At 56.9% G+C, this 4,268-nt stretch carries 5 protein-coding genes; all 5 read right to left on the bottom strand.

All coding sequences use genetic code 11. The features are described 5' to 3' along the window. Nucleotides 1-145: 145 nt before the first annotated feature. On the bottom strand, nucleotides 146-661 hold the full coding sequence (locus tag ACREAY_RS10270) for a hypothetical protein (protein ID WP_431755682.1): 516 nt from the start codon (nucleotides 659-661) through the stop codon (nucleotides 146-148). 63 nt (nucleotides 662-724) lie between these two features. Continuing rightward, nucleotides 725-901 carry a hypothetical protein gene (locus ACREAY_RS10265; RefSeq protein ID WP_431755681.1) on the bottom strand — a complete coding sequence of 59 codons (177 nt, stop codon included), beginning with the start codon at nucleotides 899-901 and terminating at the stop codon, nucleotides 725-727. Nucleotides 902-942: 41 nt separating this feature from the next. Further along, nucleotides 943-1,623, bottom strand: coding sequence for a hypothetical protein (locus ACREAY_RS10260; protein ID WP_431755680.1), 681 nt, complete (start codon nucleotides 1,621-1,623; stop codon nucleotides 943-945). A 116-nt stretch (nucleotides 1,624-1,739) separates the two neighbouring features. After that, complete coding sequence (locus ACREAY_RS10255; RefSeq protein ID WP_431755679.1) at nucleotides 1,740-3,248, bottom strand: DUF7482 domain-containing protein; 1,509 nt, start codon at nucleotides 3,246-3,248, stop codon at nucleotides 1,740-1,742. Between the two features lie 83 nt (nucleotides 3,249-3,331). Beyond that, nucleotides 3,332-4,268: heavy metal translocating P-type ATPase (locus tag ACREAY_RS10250; RefSeq protein WP_431755678.1), on the bottom strand; the 937-nt coding region annotated here is incomplete at its 5' end.

The following is a 4,268-nucleotide window of genomic DNA, read 5'->3' as shown; positions in this document are numbered from 1 at the left end:
ACCCACTATCTTGTCGAGTGGCACTATGGCTTTTTCTGCTGCCTTGTCCTGGGCAGGGGCCGCGGAGGGCAGCATGACAGCAAATGCTACAACCGCCGCAGCCGCAACGCCGGCGGCGATAATCATGACTGCAAACACTTTTCTGCTAAACACTGTGCTTCCTTTCCTTCAACCTCTTGCGCAATTGCAGGCCTGAAAGGCCTGCAAATCCAAGAACTGCTGCAAGCGCGCCATGCGAGAATGGCTGCGAATATTCGATGAGTGCCACGGAAAGCGCCCCGCCAAACACCGACGGCAGGAACGAGAGTATCAAAAGCCAGCTTCCGCAGCATCCAAGAGGCACGAGCGAAAAGAAAGAGAAGAACGATCCTATTGCGGTGCCGCCCGAGCCTGCGCCAAGAATGGCCCTCTTGCGGTCTATTGAGCAGCCAATGCTCTTGCCGTAGGACGCAAAAAAGACCTGTGCGCCGACGGCGCCAGCAGTTCCCAAGATTATTGGTGAATTGATGTCAAAAGCCGCCCTTATCGCAGCCGATGCCGGCAGGCTTGGCGTCGTGGCTATTACTACGAGCAAGTAGGCCGTCAGAGTTGCGGTTCCCGAGATTATGCCCTTTGCCAGCGACCTTTTTGCCGTGCGACTCAGGTATTGCGGCTGTAGCACTGAGTTAATTCGCAGGATTGCTATTTATTTTCATACTTTGACGGTTAAAGAAAGAATTTGACGTTATGAGGCAGGGCCGGGGTTCTTTCTCTGCTCTGCTATCTCGTGGAGGATCTTGTCCAGCTTCCTCCTCTGCCTGGCGGCTTTTATCCCCTTCATCATGAGCGGGCTTGCGGCCATTCCCATGATCATCCCAAGCATCATGTCAAGTGATACAAAACCGATCATGATAGGGTCCATTCTGTCTTTGATTGCACGCGTCTTGATAAAAGGCTTGTTCCTTATGGCGCCTGTGCAGTGCTTATGGCGCTGCTGGTCACAAGCATCTTGCCAAGCGTCGTGAGCTTGGCAGATATCTTGCCCCTGTCTCCCTTTTCCACTTCAAGCAGGCCAAGGTCAGCGAGGCCCTTTGACTCGCGCGAGCCCATGACGTGGTAGCTCAGGAGCGGCTTGCCGTAGCCGGACGCCTGCTCTAGCTGCTCGAGGCTTTCGATGGCGCCGCCGATGTCGTTGATGGTCTTCAGTATCCTGATCTTTGCGTCGGATATTATCTCGCTGTAGCTGAGCTTGAGGACCGGCATCAGAAGCGGCGTACCCGTCGAGTCCATTCCAAACGACTTGATCCCGTTGATAAACGCAGAAGAGAGAGCCGCACAGCCTATCATCTTGTCGCCGCAGCTCACGTTCATGAGCACCTGCTGAAAGTCTCTGTGCATGCCCAGTATTTCACTTACTCTCTCCATTGTGTCGCGGATCACGTTCTCTTTGCTAATCAGACTGATCGTGATAGGCAGCCCAAGGACGTTTCGGAGCTTTCTGGCAAACTCGTCCGCCTTTTGCTTGTCCGAGCTGTAGCATATCAGCGCCAGCTCGTGCACTGGAAAGTTCCTGATGCCCGCCGCTATGCCTTCCTGGCCTTCGCCTCCAAATGTGGCTATTTGGAGGGTCGTCATCTGGGCCATGGAACGGCTTGGCCGCCGGCAGTATTAAGAATGTCGTATAACGGTTCAAGATTCACTTTAGCTGACAAAAAGCCTTTGCGATATCGAGAGAAAAAAAGGGGCGCGGAGCGTCAGGCTTATGACCTGTCGCTCCGGTGCTCCATCACGGTCTGCTGGTCAAAGAATGGGCAGTTTACCACGTGCCTGCCTTCCATTGCAGGTGTAACCGTTATTGCGCCACTTTCTACCATTTCAGCGATGTCGTCCGTGGTTTCAAGCAGCCTTGCGTCGCCTGGTTTTTTCCACTCTATAAAGGATATCCTCCACATGGGGCTATACCTCTCCCCGTCGTCAGGGTTTGCGCCCCCGATGCCTGCCTGGAACCCCATCGGGCCCGATCCCTTGATGCCGTTCATGAACTGGAACAGGTCCACCGCGACAGGCGTCGCCGCCAGCCCTTCGTCTGCAGCGACAGATGGCACGCCCATCATGGTTGCCGGCATTTCGGGCGTTGCGTCGGTCACGATATAGTATACCGTCTTGCCGTCAGGCCCCCACCCCCTGTGGGCTACAAACGTGGCCACCATTTTGCCCGTGCCTATTTCTAGCACTTGGCCTCCCATATAGGGCGAGTCGTCGTTGATGCTGTCCCTGTCTTCCCTTATCGCAAGCGAGCCTCCCTGCCACTTGACTGCGGGGTGGTTGACGATGATGTCCGTATTGGTGATGGTCAGCCGGCCGTCCTGTTCTGCGTCCATGACTTCGCTGACTGACTTGAGTTCAGTTGCATTTGCGCCATCGTTCCAGTCGACAAAGCTCACCTGCAAGAGCGGGCTATAGCCTTCGTCGCCGGGCTTGGCGTTCACGACCGGAACCTGGAACGCAAGCGGGCCGTCGCCCTCAACCCCGTTTCTAAAGACGTATGCCTGCCCCCTTGCCGAGTCCGGCGTCTGTGCCATGAGGGGGGCATGGTTCACCTTAAAGCCCGTAATGTTTGTGAGCTGGGCTGCAAGATCCCTGTCTGACGCGTCCGTCGCAACAATATAGATCTCGCTGCCGTTCTCGTAAGCCCTTACCATGGGTATATCCATGGGCACGCTTGCTGCCGACAAATTTAGCGCAGAGCCGGGGGCCTGCATAGGCGATGCCACGCTGGCGAGTGTCGGCTTTCTCTGCAGCCCGTCTACCGACACCGTCGCCGCGAACTCATCGCCCTCTATGTTTTGCAGCGCAAGCGCGTTGCCGACAAACTGCGTCGAGCCGGCGCTAGTAGACTTGCCGTCCGCTCCCGTGCTGATGAGAGACAGCGCGTATTCGCTTTCGCCAAGCTGGTATCTTGCCGGCGCAGCCGTCGAGTTTCCGTTATAGTTGTGCAGCACAAACACCTCAACAGGCTGGCTAGCGCTCCATGTGATAATTCCCGTATACATCGAGCCCTCGTTGGGCGAAAGTATCATGGCGATCTGGTGTGACTCGTGGCCGGGACTTGTCGCCTGCTCTGACTGGACGGTTGTGGTCATCAATATCCTGCTTACGTGTTTTGCGTCTGCAGGCTGCTGCAAATAAGGCGTTGCAGCTACAGCAGCTAGAAGTATGGCTGCAGCGATTACGAACACTGGCAGCCTTTTGTTCTTGTCAAAGTTCATGCGCAATGGCTGGGCGGCATAGGATAAAAGAACTGCCTGAAAAAGTCAAAAAATATCTTTAACCATTAAAGACGAGCGTCCATTTAATTCTGTACCCTTGTTCTTCTCGGCTTCCACCTTTTCAGCGCAAGCGAACTGGCAGTCACGGACACCGAGCTTGCGGCCATGGCAAGTCCTGCAAGGGCAGGGTACAGCAACCCCGCCGCAGCGACCGGCACCAGCACTATGTTGTAGAGGAACGCATACGCGAGGTTTTGCTTTATCTTGCCGACCGTCTTTTTCGCTATTTCGATTGCCGCCACCACGTCGCGCACGTCATTTCTGACCAGCACGACCCCTCCCGCCTCTATGGCAAGGTCGGTGCCCGAGCCGACTGCTATGCCGACGTCCGCGGCGGTGAGGGCCGGCGCGTCGTTGATGCCGTCGCCTACCATCGCCACTGCCCCGTGCCTTTTGAGCGCGTTTACCGCGTCTACCTTGCCAGACGGCAGCACGCCCGCATGGACGCGCTCGATGCCCACAAGGCGCGCAATCTGTTCTGCCGTCTTTATGTTGTCGCCCGTGACCATAACCGGCTCTATGCCCAGAGCCTTTAGTGCAGTTATCGCCTCCCTTGCCTCGGGCCTGGGCGCGTCCAAAAGGCCAATGACGCCCACCGCTTCACTGTCTGCAGAGACGATGACTGCCGTCTTGCCCTGCGCCTGCAGCTTTTCCGCTTCCAGGATGGACGGGCCGGCCCTGACGCCTGCGGATTCCAAAAATCCCGCGGTGCCAGCCCTTATTTTTACGCTGCCAAGCACCGCCATGACTCCCTTACCCGGCGTCGACTGGAAATCAGAAATGTCGCCCGGCTCAATCCCGAGGACCTGCGCGTGCGCGACTATGGCCTTGGCGAGCGGGTGCTCCGAGTAGTTCTCTGCAGCCGCCGCCAGCGCCAGCACGTCCATGTCCGCGTGCGTCGAGCCGCCTGCAGACACTGCCTGCTTTAGCGCAACCACGTCGGTCACCTGCGGCCTGCCT

The sequence above is a fragment of the Nitrososphaera sp. genome, assembly GCF_050748925.1.
GTDB lineage: Archaea > Thermoproteota > Nitrososphaeria > Nitrososphaerales > Nitrososphaeraceae > Nitrososphaera.
The sequence above is the reverse complement of the archived record's forward strand: the minus strand, read 5'-3'. Positions and strand labels throughout refer to the sequence as shown.